Origin of the sequence: Brenneria roseae subsp. americana, assembly GCF_003115815.1 — a bacterium.
Lineage (GTDB): Bacteria > Pseudomonadota > Gammaproteobacteria > Enterobacterales > Enterobacteriaceae > Brenneria > Brenneria roseae.
Genome location: NZ_QDKJ01000002.1, coordinates 124,479 through 139,758 on the forward strand (window position 1 = coordinate 124,479; position 15,280 = coordinate 139,758).

General features: G+C 51.7%; 15 protein-coding genes. 8 read left to right on the forward strand and 7 right to left on the reverse strand.

Annotated elements, in window-relative coordinates:
- Nucleotides 1-40 precede the first annotated feature (40 nt).
- The gene (locus tag B4923_RS02495) at nucleotides 41-436 is read left to right on the forward strand and encodes a DUF423 domain-containing protein (protein WP_109052786.1); all 396 of its coding nucleotides are present in this window, start codon (nucleotides 41-43) and stop codon (nucleotides 434-436) included.
- A complete protein-coding gene (gene rlmM, locus B4923_RS02500; protein ID WP_109052787.1) occupies nucleotides 429-1,529 on the forward strand; it encodes a 23S rRNA (cytidine(2498)-2'-O)-methyltransferase RlmM in 1,101 nt (366 codons plus the stop codon). The genes B4923_RS02495 and rlmM overlap by 8 nt, the downstream gene beginning before the upstream one ends.
- Before the next feature lie 115 nt (nucleotides 1,530-1,644).
- Here the strand turns inward: rlmM and xni are convergent, their stop codons facing one another.
- The 3 genes from xni to queF form a co-directional block, all read right to left on the reverse strand.
- Complete coding sequence (xni, locus tag B4923_RS02505; protein WP_109052788.1) at nucleotides 1,645-2,409, reverse strand: flap endonuclease Xni; 765 nt, start codon at nucleotides 2,407-2,409, stop codon at nucleotides 1,645-1,647.
- Nucleotides 2,410-2,542: 133 nt separating this feature from the next.
- Nucleotides 2,543-3,907, reverse strand: coding sequence for a nucleotide 5'-monophosphate nucleosidase PpnN (gene ppnN / locus B4923_RS02510; RefSeq protein WP_109053054.1), 1,365 nt, complete (start codon nucleotides 3,905-3,907; stop codon nucleotides 2,543-2,545).
- Between the two features lie 191 nt (nucleotides 3,908-4,098).
- The gene (queF, locus tag B4923_RS02515; RefSeq protein ID WP_109052789.1) at nucleotides 4,099-4,968 is read right to left on the reverse strand and encodes an NADPH-dependent 7-cyano-7-deazaguanine reductase QueF; all 870 of its coding nucleotides are present in this window, start codon (nucleotides 4,966-4,968) and stop codon (nucleotides 4,099-4,101) included.
- Nucleotides 4,969-5,037: 69 nt separating this feature from the next.
- Between queF and syd the strand changes: the two genes are divergently transcribed.
- The 4 genes from syd to B4923_RS02535 all read left to right on the forward strand — a co-directional run bounded on the left by syd (nucleotide 5,038) and on the right by B4923_RS02535 (nucleotide 7,907).
- A complete protein-coding gene (syd, locus tag B4923_RS02520; protein ID WP_109052790.1) occupies nucleotides 5,038-5,586 on the forward strand; it encodes a SecY-interacting protein in 549 nt (182 codons plus the stop codon).
- 681 nt (nucleotides 5,587-6,267) lie between these two features.
- A complete protein-coding gene (locus B4923_RS02525) occupies nucleotides 6,268-6,648 on the forward strand; it encodes a YqcC family protein (protein WP_109052791.1) in 381 nt (126 codons plus the stop codon).
- Nucleotides 6,641-7,438, forward strand: a complete 798-nt coding sequence (truC, locus tag B4923_RS02530; protein WP_109052792.1) for a tRNA pseudouridine(65) synthase TruC — start codon at nucleotides 6,641-6,643, stop codon at nucleotides 7,436-7,438. The genes B4923_RS02525 and truC overlap by 8 nt, the downstream gene beginning before the upstream one ends.
- A gap of 13 nt (nucleotides 7,439-7,451) precedes the next feature.
- Nucleotides 7,452-7,907, forward strand: a complete 456-nt coding sequence (locus tag B4923_RS02535; RefSeq protein ID WP_109052793.1) for a flavodoxin — start codon at nucleotides 7,452-7,454, stop codon at nucleotides 7,905-7,907.
- 55 nt (nucleotides 7,908-7,962) lie between these two features.
- Here the strand turns inward: B4923_RS02535 and B4923_RS02540 are convergent, their stop codons facing one another.
- From B4923_RS02540 to map, 4 genes are all read right to left on the reverse strand, one after another.
- On the reverse strand, nucleotides 7,963-8,352 hold the full coding sequence (locus tag B4923_RS02540; RefSeq protein WP_109052794.1) for a DUF3461 family protein: 390 nt from the start codon (nucleotides 8,350-8,352) through the stop codon (nucleotides 7,963-7,965).
- A gap of 185 nt (nucleotides 8,353-8,537) precedes the next feature.
- The gene (dapD, locus tag B4923_RS02545) at nucleotides 8,538-9,365 is read right to left on the reverse strand and encodes a 2,3,4,5-tetrahydropyridine-2,6-dicarboxylate N-succinyltransferase (protein ID WP_109052795.1); all 828 of its coding nucleotides are present in this window, start codon (nucleotides 9,363-9,365) and stop codon (nucleotides 8,538-8,540) included.
- A 28-nt stretch (nucleotides 9,366-9,393) separates the two neighbouring features.
- On the reverse strand, nucleotides 9,394-12,078 hold the full coding sequence (glnD, locus tag B4923_RS02550; RefSeq protein WP_109052796.1) for a bifunctional uridylyltransferase/uridylyl-removing protein GlnD: 2,685 nt from the start codon (nucleotides 12,076-12,078) through the stop codon (nucleotides 9,394-9,396).
- 356 nt (nucleotides 12,079-12,434) lie between these two features.
- Nucleotides 12,435-13,229 carry a type I methionyl aminopeptidase gene (gene map, locus B4923_RS02555; protein ID WP_109052797.1) on the reverse strand — a complete coding sequence of 265 codons (795 nt, stop codon included), beginning with the start codon at nucleotides 13,227-13,229 and terminating at the stop codon, nucleotides 12,435-12,437.
- A gap of 350 nt (nucleotides 13,230-13,579) precedes the next feature.
- On the opposite strand from map, the gene rpsB reads away from it, so the two are divergent.
- Nucleotides 13,580-14,305: a 30S ribosomal protein S2 gene (gene rpsB, locus B4923_RS02560; protein WP_109052798.1), complete on the forward strand. Its 726-nt coding sequence runs from the start codon at nucleotides 13,580-13,582 to the stop codon at nucleotides 14,303-14,305.
- 114 nt (nucleotides 14,306-14,419) lie between these two features.
- Nucleotides 14,420-15,277: a translation elongation factor Ts gene (gene tsf, locus B4923_RS02565; RefSeq protein WP_109052799.1), complete on the forward strand. Its 858-nt coding sequence runs from the start codon at nucleotides 14,420-14,422 to the stop codon at nucleotides 15,275-15,277.
- Nucleotides 15,278-15,280 lie beyond the last annotated feature (3 nt).

Here is a 15,280-nt window from a genome sequence, read left to right on the forward strand (position 1 = left end):
CGAGTCTCAGATTCACAGATAATTCTATTGGATAACAACGATGAATAGTCGTTTCATGCTGATTTTTTCTGCCGTCAGTGGTTTTGTTTTTGTTGCGTTGGGGGCATTTGGCAGCCATGTGTTAAGTAAAACATTAGGTCCGACCGAACTCGCCTGGCTACATACCGGGCTGGAGTATCAGGCATTTCATACGCTGGCCATTCTGGCGTTGTCGATCGCCATGTATCAACGCACCAATCTCTGGTTTTACTGGAGTAGCGTTTTTCTGGCCTTGGGGACGGTGTTGTTCAGCGGTAGTCTGTACTGTCTGGCGCTTTCTCACCTGAGGCTCTGGGTTTACATCACGCCGATTGGTGGATTCTGTTTTCTGGCTGGTTGGCTGTTAATGTTAGTTGGCGCATTGCGTCTGAAGAGAAAGGCTGAACGCCATGAATAAAGTTATTCTGTACTGCCGTCCGGGATTTGAAAAAGAGTGTGCGGCAGAAATAACGGAAAAAGCAACGCATCATAATGCTTATGGTTTTGCCAGAGTAAAAGAGAACAGCGGCTATGTGATTTTTGAATGCTATCAGCATGAAGATGCCGAACGGCTGATAAAGGAACTGCCGTTCCATGAGCTGATTTTCGCCCGTCAGATGTTTGTCAGCGGCGAGTTGCTGCGTGACCTGCCGCCGGAAGATCGCATTACGCCGATTGTCGGTATGTTAACCGGTGCGATTGAGCGTGCGGGCGAATTACGCGTCGAAGTGCCTGACACCAATGAAAGCAAAGAGCTGATGAAGTTCTGCCGCAAGTTTACCGTGCCTCTGCGTGCGGCGCTACGTGAGAACAAGATCCTGCTGGGGTATGAAAAAGCTGACCAACCCGTGGTGCATGTGCTGTTTATCGCTCCCGGCTGTTGCTATGTCGGTTACTCGCACAGTTTTAATAATTCTCCATTCTACATGGGGATCCCGCGCCTGAAGTTCCCGTCAGATGCCCCCAGCCGTTCGACGTTGAAACTGGAAGAGGCGTTCCACGTTTTCATCCCTGCGGATGAGTGGGATGAGCGGCTTGGCAGCGGCATGTATGCGGTTGATTTGGGCGCATGTCCCGGCGGCTGGACTTACCAACTCGTGAAACGCAGCATGATGGTTCACGCTGTGGATAATGGGCCGATGGCGCCCAGTTTGATGGATACCGGACAGGTGATGCATCATCAGGCCGACGGTTTCCGTTTTGAACCGCCGCGTAATAACGTTTACTGGCTGGTGTGTGACATGGTGGAAAAGCCGGCCAAGGTAACCAGCCTGATTGCCGACTGGCTGGTAAAAGGCTGGTGCCGCGAAGCGATATTCAACCTGAAACTACCGATGAAAAAGCGTTATGAAGAAGTGTCGCAGAATCTGGCTCTGCTAAATGAGCGTCTGGCTGAGAGCGGTATTAATGCGGAAGTGCATGCCAAACAACTGTACCACGATCGTGAAGAGGTAACGGTTCACGCGCGGCGTTTCTGGAGCGCGGTACCGGGTCGGCGCGACGAGCGCTAGAACTTGCTATCAGGGGCGACGGGCAGGGATTTTTGGCGGGCGCCCCGTCCTTCGCGATGTTTTCTGATACCTGTTTGTCGTGTGCCGTTCTTCACAGTGGCAGGAAAATTTAAGATTAGTGGTTGTTCTGTGGCAACCGTAACTGTTGCAAATTGCCATTCAGCGCCAGATCGGTGATGAGCGTCGATACACGGCGGCTGACAAACGCCATTTCCTTTTGTTGTTCAAGCTTGTTTCGCCATTTCTCCGGTACGTGCGCCAGATCCTGATAAAGCGCATCCAGACTGCCCGCCTGTTGCAGTAATTGCACGGCACTTTTGGGGCCGATACCGCTGACGCCCGGGATCTTGCTGCTGCTGATGCCTGCCAATCCCCAATAATCAGTAAGCTGTTGCGGCGATACGCCGAACTCCTGCTGAACGAAAGGTAGATCCAGCCAGCGCTTCTGAAAATAATCACGAATCTGGATCGTCGGCGCCAGTAGCTGGCAGTAGCCTTTATCCGTTGAAACGATCGTCGCCTGATGCCCGGAATTTGCTACTTTGGTCGCCAGCGTAGCGGCCAGGTCGTCCGCTTCATTGCCCGGTGAATGCCAACAGGAAACGCTCATCCCGGCAAAGGCGGCTTTGATCTGCGGTAGTTCCTGTCTGAGGTTCTCCGGCATTGGCGCTCGCCCGGCTTTGTAGTCAGGTAAAATCTGGTGTCGCCAACTGGTGTTGCGATCCTCATCATCAAACACGGCAACGGCGTGGGTCGGCTGGCTGTGCTGCAATAACTGATTCAGCGCATGTTGACAGGCGGGTACGCAGGGGGAACCCTGTACCGCATGAATTCGGCGTATCAAATTAAGTGCATCGACAATCAGCAGATGAACCGGCATAAATAGCTTCCTGATGGTGTTGTCGTACGGGGAAGCCCGGCTTCCCCGAATAGGGCTGATGAATCGGATTGATAAAACCAACCCGAGTCTTTTTCACCGCTTGGCCGTTCTGTCGTATTAAGACGTAAGGGTGCTATGCGCAAATCTCGTAGCAAGGAATATACGTGCTGCCGGGGAGCTTCATGCGTTGCTGCGCGACAAACCCCTGTAGCAGTCTATCCATGCTCTTCATGAGCTGCGTATCGCCATGGATCTTATACGGCCCTTGCTCCTCAATTGCCCGGATCCCCACTTCCTTGACGTTCCCGGCAACGATGCCTGAAAACGCCCGACGCAGCGCGGCCGCCAGCTCTTCCGGCGGCTGATTGATATGCAGATTCAGGTTAGCCATGTTTTCGTGCGTTGGCTCGAACGGCATCTGCAAACCCGGCGCAATCCGCAGTGACCAGTTAAAGCTGTAAGCATCTCCCGTGTGTCTGCGGCTTTCCTTGACCAACGGCATTGATTTCTTCATTTGACGAGCCACTTCTGCGGCGTCATTGATGACGATAGAGTAGTAGCGGCGCGCCTGACGTCCTAACGTGCCGACAATAAACTCGTCCAGTACGCGGAAATAATCGGCGCTCTCTTCTGGGCCGGTCAGGACAATCGGCAGCACTTGCTCGCTGTTTTCCGGATTCATCATAATGCCCAGCAGATAAAGGAACTCTTCTGCTGTTCCGACCCCGCCGGGGAAAATGACAATGCCGTGCCCGATGCGTACAAACGCTTCCAGCCGTTTTTCGATATCCGGCATGATAAGCAGTTCGTTCACCAGCGGATTCGGTGGTTCAGCCGCGATGATGGAAGGTTCCGTCATCCCGATAAAACGGCCGTCTTTATAGCGCTGCTGCGCATGCCCGACCGCAGCGCCCTTCATCGGCGCCTCCATCGCGCCGGGGCCGCAACCGGTACAGATATTCAGTTCACGCAGACCAAGCTGGCTGCCGACTTTACGGGCATACAGGTACTCGGTTTCGTTGATTGAATGTCCTCCCCAACACACCACCATATTCGGCTCTTCGCCGACATGCAGGGCTCTGGCATTACGTAAAATGGAAAAGACCAGATTGGTAATGTGCGTAGAATTTTCCAGATTCAGATTCTGATAGCGGCCCGCGCTGGCAATCTGTCCGTTAACAAACAAAATGTCGCGCAGAACGGCAAACAGGTTGGCCTGCAATGAACGAATAATGTACCCGTCAACAAAGGCCTCTTCAGGTGGATTGATCAATTCCAGTTTCACGCCGCGTTCGCGACGCAGCACGTTAATGTCGAAGCTTTCATAACGTGAAAGCAGTTCCTTACTGCTGTCCGTCTGGCTACCTGAGTTTAAGACGGCAAGAGAACAGTTACGAAACAAACGATAGAGATCGCTGCTGGCCGTGCTTTTCAGCATGTCCACTTCCAACTGCGACAACAAGTCCATAGACCCTAATGGGCTGATATGTGTAATCAATTTTGCTCCTTGATACGAAATATAATCCGCCATTCCGCTGATGGCGGAAAAGACTCATGCCGGTACAGAGGCTTTGGGAAAGTATGATCTCTGGCCTTCAGACTTTCCCATTGCTTCACCTTAACGTGGTGCCATCATTTTTTCCAATCATGGCTGTGTGCCAAAACATAATGTTGCGTAATGTTTCGCATTTATTGACGTGGTAGCCGCCCATCCGGTGCGATAAACGCAGTATTACTGCGCCACGGATTGATATCCAGCCCGCCCCGACGAGTATAACGGGCATAGACGCTGAGGGTTTCCGGCTGGTAATAACGCATCAGGTCGTTAAAAATGCGCTCCACGCATTGCTCGTGAAATTCATTGTGATGGCGGAACGACACGATGTAACGCAGCAGGGCTTCCCGGTTGATTCGTCTGCCACGGTAGTGGATTTGCACTGAACCCCAGTCGGGTTGGTGGGTAATAAGGCAGTTTGATTTCAACAGATGGCTGACCAGCGTTTCTTCGACTACCCGATCGTCTTCCATCGACGAGGCCTCATCCGATGCGCCGGGAATCAGGTAGTCCGCGCTAAATTCGTAGCTGTCGATACGGATATCCTGATCGTCGATGCATTCCCCTGCAAACCGGGCAATCGGCAAACCTTCCAGTTCGCTGAGCTTGAACAGTGTGACGCTGACCTGACCTTGTGCGCAGCGGCCAAGATCCGCTATCAAGGTCGTGCGAACCGCCTCCCAACTATCAAATTGGGTCTGATTAAAACTGTTGAGATAAAGTTTGAAGCTTTTAGACTCAATCAGGTTCAGGCTATCCGCCTCCAGACGCATTTCACCAACGGCCACCTGGGGTATGCCGTTTGGATTGAGCCAGGAAAGTTCGTAGAGTGTCCAGATATCGGCGCCATGGAACGGCAGACTATCCGGGAAAATGCCGAGCGGCTCGCGATTAAGACTGCGTGGCACCGGTTGTAATAGTCCGGCATCGTAACGATCGTGATAAGGTGTGGGTTTCCCCAGCGTCAGCCCGCTCAGGGCCTGATGCTTGTCATAGACGGACATGCTGTTACCTGATTAAAAAGATATCATGGCGCGTAGTGTAACCCGACTAACAGAACGATGAGAAAAATTATGGATTGTGACGTCTCCCAGGCATTGGCAGCATTTACCCAGCGTTATATTGAACTCTGGCAGCGGGAAACCGGCCATTCTCCCGCCAGCGACGCTTTATATGGCGTGCCTTCCACCTGCATTATCGAAACCCGGGAAGAGACGGTTTACTGGTTGCCGCAGCTGTTTTCGCCTGCCTCTGCGCTGGATGGCGTCGAGAGAGCATTGGATATCAGCCTGCATCCGGATATTCATGCTTTTTACACCACCCAATATGCGGGTGATATGACGGCACAATTCGATTCGCGTTCATGTACTCTGCTACAGGTCTGGAGTGAAGGCGATTTCATCCGCATGCAGGAAAATCTGATTGGGCACCTGCTGACTCAGAAGCGCCTGAAGTTATCGCCGACATTATTTTTGGCGACCACGGATTCCGAAATGACGATGGTGTCGCTGTGTAATGTTTCCGGGCAGGTTCTTCTGGAAGAGTTTGGTACAAAGCGGCATCAGATTCTGGCTCCCACTTTGGCCGGGTTTCTCTCGGGACTTTGTCCGCAGATAAGCTAATGATTAATCGTGTTTCACTTTCGGTCGCGTGAGAGATCTCTTACATTTACTGTGCGATATATCTCATCTTTCATCTGAAGGTTGAGTGTGATTTTTATTTTTTCATTATTAATTAGGCTATTATGTTTAAACTTTTTCTTTTTCCAGAAAGCTTTTTGATAAACATTGTCATTTACCTCTTGCCGAACCCTAACAATTAATACATCTTATTACTTAAGTTAGTAACCGGTTACAGTGGATTTGACGGTTATTATCAGTAATCGGTGGACCAGTTATGATGCGCTTGGTACACCTGTACTTTTCAGGATGAAACGCGTTTTCAGGATGAAATCAGGGACACCTCCAGGACGGAGACTGAGAGCCGACGAGGAGTGTCGGTGGGGCTGGAGCCTAAAGGGATTGAATCATGGATGATACAGGATGGCCAAGTCAGGAAGAAAGTCGGACGACTACACGGATAGTGGGTTAGGAAGACCGCCACGGAAAAGTTTTCACGGATGAGCAGGGATGCAAAAGTGTAGCGGGATAGCTATAAAACGAATCGGGGGTACTGGTAATCAGTACCCCCATTTTTTTGCTTATTTTTAGCGTAGGGTTCACCAAAGTGTGAATATTGGGCGAGACTGATATCAATGCTATGCTTTGCCGCCTATTGAACAGGCTTTAGTCGTGAGAAACCGCATGAGTATAGAGAGTCAGGTTCGTCAGTCTTTATTCGATCTTGAACGCGTTTTAAGAGATAGCCCTTTCTGGGAAGTGTCGCCACCGGACGCAGCGGCTTTTAACAGCGTTGAACCCTTCTGCATCGATACGATGTCTGCCGTTCAGTGGCTCCAGTGGGTGCTGTTGCCGCGTATGCATGCATTACTGGATAGCGGCGCACCGCTACCTGAAAAATTCTTACTGTTACCTTATTTCGAAGAAGCGCTGGATGGCGCCCCGGAAGATATCGAGCCTGTTTTGCTGTGTGTCGGTCAACTCGATACGCTGTTCATCAAGAATGAGCAAGGGCGTTTTGATCTTGATGAAGACGGCGCTTCTGATGAAAACAGCGATGCTTGAAATCATTTATCAGGATGATCATCTGGTTGCAGTCAACAAGCCTGCTGGTTGGCTGGTGCACCGCAGTTGGTTGGATCGTAAAGAAAAAGTCGTGGTGATGCAGACCCTGCGCGATCAGATTGGTCAGCATGTCTATACGGTTCATCGCCTGGACAGGCCGACATCAGGCGTACTGCTACTGGCGTTATCCCGCGACGTGGCGCGTTCATTGTCTCAACAGTTTGAACAACATCAGATGCAGAAAATCTATCACGCGGTGGTGCGGGGCTATGTATCAGATGACGGGGTGATTGATTACGCGCTGACGGAAGAACTGGATAAAATCGCGGATAAATTTTCCAGCCCCGATAAAGCGCCGCAGCCTGCCGTCAGTCATTATCGTTCTCTGGCTCAGGCGGAGATGTCCGTGGCAATAGGCCGCTATCCGACATCACGGTATAGCCTGCTGGAGTTGACGCCCCAAACCGGGCGTAAGCATCAGTTGCGTCGTCATATGTCGCATATTCGCCATCCCATTATCGGTGACAGCACACATGGCGATTTGCGACAGAATCGTGGGATGGAAGCGAATTTTGCCTGCGGCAGATTGATGTTGCATGCCAGCCAGTTGAATTTGCCCCATCCGGTGAGCGGGGCGTGGCTTACTTTGCGGGCCCGTTGGGATTCGCCATGGCAGGGTGTAATGTCGCAATTCGGTTGGCAAGGCATTCTCCCTGACTTTGAAAGGGTTGAGTTTCCTGACGCATCGGGTCAGGATAGCGGGCATTTCATCTCATCAGGCATTAAATAAAAGGGAGTCAAGCATGGCGCAGATTGGTATTTTTGTTGGTACGGTCTACGGGAATGCACTTCTGGTAGCTGAAGAAGCGGAGAATATCCTCAGAGAACGCGGACATGAGGTTAAGGTTTTTGAGGATGCCTCGCTGGAGGAATGGTTTGAGTATCGTGAGCGTTACGTGCTGGTGGTGACGTCGACGACGGGGCAGGGGCAACTGCCTGACTCGATTGCGCCTTTGTACGTGGCGCTGCGCGAGAAGGGGGGTTATCAGCCGGATTTGCGCTATGGATTGATTGCGCTGGGTGACAGTAGCTACGAGAACTTTTGCGGCGGCGGTCATCAGTTTGATGAGTTACTGCGGGAGATCGGCGCTAAACGTCTTGGTGATGTTTTGAACATTGATGCTATCGAACACCCGGAGCCGGAAGTGCTCTCCTGCCCGTGGGTTGAGCAGTGGGCTGAGTTGGTAGAGGCGCAGTAAGATGAGAAACGGGAGATTAAGCTCCCGTTTTCGTTGAAGAGATCGGTGGGGGTAATCAGCGATTTTTACTCAGTTTTTCCAAATCGGCTTCAATCTCGGCGATTTTGTTTGAAACAACGCTTTCCAGATGACGCAGATCGTCAAGGATTTTGCGTTTCAGATCCACTTCCACCTGTTCGTGCTGACAGATTTGATCAAGCTCATCAATGACATAACGTAAGTTTGGACTGATTTCGTTGATCTCTTTATAACCCTGCCCCGCGTTGTCGGCCATGATGGTTTTGCGCTGGCGCGGATATTTGAACTTCACGCTTTTGGCGAAAAACTCGCCCTTGTCTTTGCGGAAGTATATTTTCAGAATGTCGTTGCTGGCCTCCTGGCGCAGGCTATAGCGATCAATGTCGTCGGGATTGGTTATCCCCAGGCTTTTCAGATTGTCATACATAGCGCCACCTTTTTGATTTTAAAATAACGCGTTTATCATACTGATAAACGGTTCGTTCCATCTGTGACGGCCCGCCATAAAAATCGCCGGGAACGATTTTAAACGTCGCCGGCGACGGCCCGCAGGGTGACGGACAGGATGCCCGTCATAAAAAATGGCGGGTTAAATAACCCGCCAGATTCAGTTTAGTCGATAGAGCGTAATAACTCATTAATGCCCACTTTACCGCGGGTTTTCGCATCCACTTTTTTCACAATCACCGCACAGTACAGGCTATGGCTGCCATCTTTGGACGGCAGGTTTCCGGATACCACCACTGACCCGGCAGGTACGCGGCCGTAGTGAATTTCGCCTGTTTCGCGATCGTAAATTCGGGTGCTCTGACTGATGAAAACGCCCATCGAAATGACGGAACCTTCTTCAATGATAACGCCTTCAACCACTTCGGAACGGGCCCCGATAAAGCAGTTGTCTTCGATGATGGTCGGGTTGGCCTGTAACGGTTCCAGTACGCCGCCAATGCCGACGCCGCCCGACAGGTGGACATTTTTACCGATTTGGGCGCAGGAGCCGACGGTTACCCAGGTATCCACCATCGTACCTTCATCAACATAGGCGCCAATATTGACATAAGAAGGCATAAGAACGGTATTGCGGGCGATGAAGGCACCACGACGCACGCTGGCGGGAGGAGCAACGCGCACGCCTTCGCGCTGGAAACGTTCCTCATCATAATCCGCGAACTTCATCGGAACCTTGTCGTAATAGCGGGTTTCCGCGCCTTCAATAATTTGGTTATCGTTAATACGAAAAGAGAGCAGCACGGCCTTTTTAAGCCATTGATGTGTGACCCACTGGCCGTCAATTTTTTCCGCGACACGCAACGCACCGCTGTCCAGCAGGCTGATAGCCTGATTGACCGCTTCACGCGTTACGGTGTCTGCGCTTGCCGGTGTGATCTCGGCGCGGCGCTCGAAAGCAGTTTCGATAACGTTCTGTAGTTGTTGGTGCATCCTGTTTTCTCTTTCCTGATTGTGAAAATTAACTCAATGGTACTTTATCGTTTGGGTTTAGGGCCTCTGTCAACCGTTCTTGCAATTTAAGACGCAATTCCGGCTTGAGAGCCCGCCTGTCGCTGTCAGCGAGGATAAATAAATCTTCTACCCGCTCGCCAATGGTGGAGATCCGGGCGCCGTGCAATGAAAGATTCAGGTCGGCAAAAATTTCGCCGATACGGGCCAATAAACCGGGCTGGTCGAGTGCGCTGAGCTCCATATAGCTGCGCCGGTCTGTATGCGTGGGCAAAAAATTGACTTCGGTGGCAACGCTGAAGTGACGTAGCTTCGGCGAAGGGCGACGCATGCGCGGATGCTGATAATCACGCTGTGTCAGCGCCTGTTCCAACGCATGACGAATCATTTCGTGGCGATCCTGCGCCAGCGGGCTGCCGTCCGGCTCCAGCACGATAAAGGTATCCATCGCCATGCCGTCCCGGCTGGTAAAAATCTGGGCGTCGTGAACGCTTAAATTGCGCCGATCCAGCTCGCCCGCAACCGCTGCGAACAGATAAGGCCGATCCGGGCTCCAGATGAAGATCTCCGTGCCGCCCCGGCTTGCCTGATGACTGATAAGCACCATCGGTTTATTGGTATCGTGTTCCAGCAGATGACGGGCATGCCATGCCAGCTGGTTTGGCGAGTGACGAAGGAAATAATCGGCCCGGCAACGACCCCAGATATGATGCAGCGCTTCTTCATCAATGTTATCCATCCGTAACAGGGCCAGCGCCTGTAGACGATGGTGGCGTACGCGCTCGCGCAGATCCGGGGTATTTTGCATTCCCCGGCGCAGTTGTTTTTCCGTAGCGAAATAGAGTTCACGCAACAGGCTCTGTTTCCAACTGTTCCACAGCGTTTCATTGGTCGCACAGATATCCGCAACGGTCAGACTGACCAGATAGCGCAGACGCGTTTCACTCTGTACTTCGGTGGCAAATTGCTGAATAACCGTCGGATCCTGAATATCCCGACGCTGTGCGGTAACCGACATAAGTAAATGACGGCGCACCAGCCAGGAAACCAGCTGCGCTTCCCGTGAGTTCAATCCGTGCAGCGCGGCAAATTCGAGCGCATCTTGCGCGCCCAGTTCGGAGTGATCGCCGCCGCGGCCTTTGGCGATGTCGTGAAACAGGGCGGCGAGCAGCAGTAATTCTGGCTGCGGCAAACGAGGATAGAGTTCTACGCACAGCGGATGGAGCGCACGGGTTTCTTCATCGGAGAAACTTTCCAGCTTCATCAGTACCCGGATGGTATGTTCATCAACCGTGTAGGCATGGAACAAATCAAACTGCATCTGCCCGACGATATTTCCCCACTGCGGCATGTAGGCCCACAGTACGCTGTGACGGTGCATGGGCAGCAGCGCACGGCTCACGGCATGCGGATGGCGCAGCATGTTCATAAACAGATGCCGGGCTTCGGGAATGGTGCACAGCGGACTGGCAAGGTGGCGTCGGGCATGACGAAGCTGACGTAGCGTAGTCGAATAAATCCCCGTGATATCGCGGTTACGCACCATCAGGTAAAACATGCGCATGATGGCTTCCGGCTTACGGATAAATAGCGTCTCGTCACGCAGATCGATCAGACTGCCGCGCAGTTGAAATTCTTCATCGATCGCTCGCGGTTTTTCATTGGCTTCCAGCGCGAGAATGGCTTCATCAAACAATTGCAGCAGCATCTGATTCAACTCGCTAACGCGGCGAGTCATACGGAAGAAGTCCTTCATCATGCGCTCTACCGGCGCATTCCCTTCTCCCTGATATTGCAGCAACTGCGCGACGTTGAGCTGTCGGTCGAACAGCAGCCGGTTATCGTAGCGTGGCAGCATCAGGTGTAAGGCAAACCGAATACGCCATAGGAAGCTCTGGCATTCATTCAGCTCTTTGCGTTCCGCTTCGGTCAAAAAGCCAAAGCCCACCATTTCATCCAGCGAGGTCGCACCAAAATGACGGCGTGCCACCCACAATAGGGTATGAATATCGCGCAATCCCCCCGGGCTGCTTTTGATATCGGGTTCGAGATTGTAACTGGTGCTGTGATAGCGTTGATGACGTTCCTGCTGCTCGGCGATTTTCGCCGGAAAGAAGTCTGACGACGGCCAGAATTCTTCGCTGAATACCTGTTTCTGCAAATTGAGGAACAGCGCAACATCACCGCATATCATGCGCGATTCGATCAGGTTGGTCGCAACGGAAATGTCGGCTCGACCTTCCTGGAGGCACTCTTCCAGCGTTCTGACGCTGTGACCGACTTCGAGTTTAATATCCCACAGTAAGGTGATGAATTTGCCGACGAGCTGTGAATCTTGTTCGCTAAGTTTATTCTGACTCAGAAACAGCACGTCAATATCGGAAAGCGGATGTAGCTCGCCGCGACCATAGCCGCCAACCGCGACCAGTGCGGTCTGTGAAATTTTTTCAAAGCCATAAAAGAACCATAATCGTTGCAGCAGGCGATCGATGAAAAGCGTCCTGGCGTCAATCAGCGTTTCCGCACTGACGCCGGATTTGAATTCACAGCCTAACCAGCTTTGAAATTGTTCCAGTTGCCGTTTCAGCGTCTGGCAGTTCAGCATATCGTCGCTGTATGTCAGCGGCGAGGCTGGAGGTTGAGCAACCACGGTGGATTGCGCAGGATTATCTGGCGAAAGATTTTTTTGGATCATAATGCGCAGCCCATAACAAATCGCTGTGAGTGATGTTAAATGCCGCTTTCAATGCAATGGAGCGACATGGTCAAGACAGACTGCCATAAAAAATCGCCGGGAGCGATTTTAAACGTTGCTTGCAACGACCCGAAGGGGGGTGGGCAAGGATCGCCCACCATAAAAAATCGCCGGGAGCGAGTTTAAACGTTGCTTGCAACGACCCGAAGGGTGGCGGGCAAGGATCGCCCACCATAAAAAATCGCCGGGAGCGATTTTAAACGTCGCTTGCGACGGCCCGAAGGGGCGTGGCTGCTCGGAAATCAGCAGGCGGAAAGATGCGCCATAATAAAAAGCCGGCATTTGCCGGCTCGGTATTATTCCTGATGCGTGATGATATTGGGGATGGTGTCATCTTTGCGCAGCGTCATGATTTCGCAGCCGTTTTCGGTTACCACAATCGTATGCTCGTATTGTGCCGACAAGCTGCGATCTTTGGTTTTAACCGTCCAACCGTCTTTCATGGTCCGAATACGATAATCACCGGCGTTGACCATGGGTTCAATGGTAAACGCCATGCCGGGCTGCAAAACGACGCCGCCGTCATCCGCATCGTAGTGCAGTACCTGGGGCTCTTCGTGGAACCCGGCGCCAATCCCGTGGCCACAATATTCACGGACGACGGAGAAGCTGTTTGCTTCGACAAACTTCTGGATTTCCTTACCGAGAGAACGCAGGCGGATGCCGGGTTTCACCATTTTCAATGCCAGATACAGGCTCTCCTGGGTAATGCGGCAGAGGCGCTCGCCCAGAATCGTCGGTTTACCCGCAATGAACATCTTCGAGGTATCGCCATGAAAACCCTCTTTGATAACGGTTACGTCAATATTGACGATATCGCCGTTTTTCAGGATTTTTTCTTCGCTGGGGATGCCGTGGCAGACCACTTCATTAACGGAAATGCAGACCGATTTCGGGAAACCGTGATAGCCCAGACTAGCGGAAATCGCATGCTGTTTATTAACGATGTGGTCGTGGCAGATCCGGTCCAGCTCTGCCGTACTCACGCCCGGAACAACATGAGGTTCGATAATTTCCAGTACTTCAGCCGCCAGGCGTCCGGCGACGCGCATTTTCTCGATGTCTTCAGGAGTTTTGATTGATATTGCCATTAAATATTGTCCGCAAGGTGTCCTGCGCAAGCCACAGGAATTAAGGTCGGTGATAAAGTAATAACTTATGTTATCAGCCCGGCTATTAGCTTGCCAAATTATCATTCCGAGTGGCGGCGCGATGCGCAACAAAAGTTGGTGTCTCGGGGGGATTTATGGTATAAAGCGCGCCGATGATCCGGCTGGATATTTTTGTATGATATCTGACCGCATCGACTAAACTCACTTTGTGTATATAACACACACGTGTCGGCACGTTCGCCGGGGTGCTCCAAAGGTTTTCGACCTGCGGAGTCGGCGCAATGGGACACGTGGAGGCTTAACCCCATACTTAATTTATAGAGGTAATCATGGCAACTGTTTCCATGCGCGATATGCTCAAGGCTGGCGCACACTTTGGTCACCAGACCCGTTACTGGAACCCGAAAATGAAGCCGTTCATCTTCGGTGCCCGTAACAAAGTGCACATCATCAACCTTGAGAAAACTGTACCGATGTTCAACGATGCACTGGCTGAGCTGAGCAAAATTGCTTCTCGCAAGGGCAAAATTCTGTTCGTTGGTACTAAACGCGCAGCAAGTGAAGCGGTAAAAGACGCTGCCAACAGCTGCGACCAGTTCTTCGTGAACCATCGTTGGTTGGGCGGTATGCTGACTAACTGGAAAACGGTTCGTCAGTCAATCAAGCGTCTGAAAGATCTGGAGACTCAATCCCAGGATGGTACTTTCGACAAGCTGACCAAGAAAGAAGCGCTGATGCGCACTCGTGAACTGGACAAGCTGGAAAACAGCCTGGGCGGTATCAAAGACATGGGCGGCCTGCCAGACGCGCTGTTCGTTGTTGATGCCGATCATGAGCACATTGCAATCAAAGAAGCTAACAACCTGGGTATCCCGGTATTTTCTATCGTTGATACCAACTCCGATCCAGATGGCGTTGACTTCATTATCCCTGGTAACGATGACGCAATCCGTGCAGTTAGCCTGTACCTGAGCGCTGTTGCTACTGCCATCCGCGAAGGCCGTTCTCAAGATCTGGCTGAGCAGGCAGAAGAAGGCTTAGTAGAAGCTGAATAATAAGGCTGGCTCATTGGAGCCCTTATTAACCAGGTATTGACATATGTTGGTTAGAGGGGCCTGTCAAGGCCCCTTTTTTACTTATCTCCCCGCGAGATAACCGAGGAAAAGATAATGGCTGAAATTACCGCTGCCCTGGTAAAAGAACTGCGTGAGCGTACTGGCGCAGGCATGATGGAATGTAAGAAAGCGCTGGTTGAAGCGAATGGCGACATTGAACTGGCTATCGACAACATGCGTAAATCTGGCCAGGCGAAAGCTGCCAAGAAAGCAGGCCGCGTCGCTGCTGAAGGCGTTATCCTGACTAAGATTTCTGCAGACGGCAAATATGGCGTCATCGTTGAGCTGAACTGCGAAACCGACTTCGTTGCCAAAGATGCCGGCTTCAAAGCGTTCGGTGAAGAAGTTGCCGCTGCGGCTTTGAACGATCGCATTTCCGATGTTGACGTTCTGAAAGCGAAATTTGAAGAACAGCGTACTGCGCTGGTGGCTAAAATTGGTGAAAACATCAATATCCGCCGTATCGCTATCCTGGAAGGCGACGTGCTGGGTTCTTATCTGCACGGCGCGCGTATCGGCGTTATGGTGGCGGCCAAAGGTGCTGATGACGAACTGATCAAGCACATTGCTATGCACATCGCTGCCAGCAAACCTGAATATGTCAAAGCTGAAGATGTTCCTGCTGATGTAGTCGCTCGTGAGTACCAGATTCAGTTGGATATCGCGGTGCAATCTGGCAAGCCGCGTGAAATCGCAGAGAAAATGGTTGAAGGCCGTATGCGTAAATTCACCGGTGAGATCTCTCTGACCGGTCAGCATTTCGTTATGGACCCAAGCAAAACCGTTGGCGATCTGTTGAAAGAGCACAAAGCTGACGTAATCAGCTTCATCCGTTTTGAAGTGGGTGAAGGTATTGAGAAAGCTGAAGTTGATTTTGCTGCTGAAGTTGCAGCAATGAGTAAGCAGTCTTAATAG